This window comes from Actinomadura opuntiae, from assembly GCF_030283205.1.
Lineage (GTDB): Bacteria > Actinomycetota > Actinomycetes > Streptosporangiales > Streptosporangiaceae > Spirillospora.
In genome coordinates, this window is the sequence record NZ_JASNWF010000060.1 from 1 (window position 1) to 1,541 (window position 1,541).

General features: G+C 67.7%; 1 protein-coding gene. It reads right to left on the reverse strand.

Going from position 1 to position 1,541, the window contains the following annotated elements; all coding sequences use genetic code 11:
- Positions 1-1,541, reverse strand: a 1,541-nt coding sequence (locus QP089_RS48660; protein ID WP_285921432.1) for a condensation domain-containing protein, incomplete at both ends; no start/stop codon positions are given.

The window sequence follows — 1,541 nt, forward strand, 5'->3', positions numbered from 1 at the left end:
CAACCACACCAGGAAATCCCGGTAATCACGCGGCCGCGGCAACACCGAACCATCCCCACCAGCGCCGTACAACCCCATCAAATCCTGCATCAACAACGGCAACGACCACCCATCGAACAACAGATGGTGACTGGTCAGCATCAGCTCGAAGCTCTCGTCACCCATGCGGACGAGCGCGAGCCGGATCAGCGGCGGAATCGCCGGGTCGAAATGCCGCCGATGGTCGGCCGCCAGCAATTCCTCCAGCCGTTGCGGACGTTCTTCTTCGGCGACGTCTCGGAGGTCGATCTCCTCCCAGGGAAGCTCGACGCGCGACCGCACGATCTGCATCGGCTCACCATCGGTACCGAAACCGAACGCCACCCGCAGATTCGGATACCGATCCAGCAGAGCTTGCCCGGCCGCACGCATTCGCTCCGCATCGACCGGACCGTCCAGATGCAACACGAACTGCATCTGGTAGGGATCGAATTCACGGCCGGCCACCATGACGTGGAACAGCAGGCCCGACTGCATCGCCGTCAACGGCCAGACGTCCACCAGGCTCGGGTAGCGGGCCTCCAGCACGTCGATCTCGGCTTGGGCCAGCGACACCAGGGACAGGTCCGACGGCGTCGGGCCCCCCGCTTGCGGGTCCTCCGCCTGCCGCGCCAGGCCGGTCAGAGCCGCGCACCACAGGTCCACCAGTTCCTGCACTTCGTCACGCGTCAGAACCCCGGTCGCGAAAGTGATCGCCGCGTTCAGGGCGGGCCCCTGCTCGGAGTCGATGACGACCGCGTTGACATCGACGACGTGCGCGACCGGCATGTCGGCGTCGAATTCCGCCGACACGTGCTCCAGGACGGAGACCTGTGCCCAGTCCTGGCCGCCGGATGCGCCGGTGTCGGAGAATCGGCCCAGGTAGTTGAACCCGATCTGCGGATCCGGGAATCCGGCGAGTTCTTCGGCGGTACCGGTGTTCAGGTAGCGCAGCAGGCCGTAGCCGATACCCCGGTCCGGGATCGTCCGGAGCTGTTCCTTCACCGCCTTGACCGCACGCCCCGCGCCGGCGCCACCCGCGAACGCGTCGTCCAGGTCGACCCCGTCCACATCGACGCGGACCGGGTACACGGTGGTGAACCAACCGACCGTACGCGACAGGTCAGCGCCTTCGATCACCGCTTCCTCGCGACCGTGGCCCTCCATGTTCAGCAAAACCGACGACTCGACCGTCCCACGCGCTCGACGCCAGGCCGCCACCGCCAACGCCAGACCCGCGACCAGGCCATCGTCCGGACCACACCGGAACGCAGAGGGCAGCGAGGTGAGCAGCTTCTCGGTCACGTCCGGAGCCAGCCGCACCTGCACCTGATCCACGGTCGACATGACGTCGGTAGCCGGGTCGATGCGGCGCGCGCCGAGCACCGGGTCAGGGGCTCGCAGTGTCGAGCGCCACAGGTCCAGTTCCGCGACCCGTTCCGGGCGCTGGGCTTCGTCGGCCAGCGCGGCACTCCACCGCCGCACCGACGTCCCCACCGGCGGCAACGCCGGCGTCTCGCCCT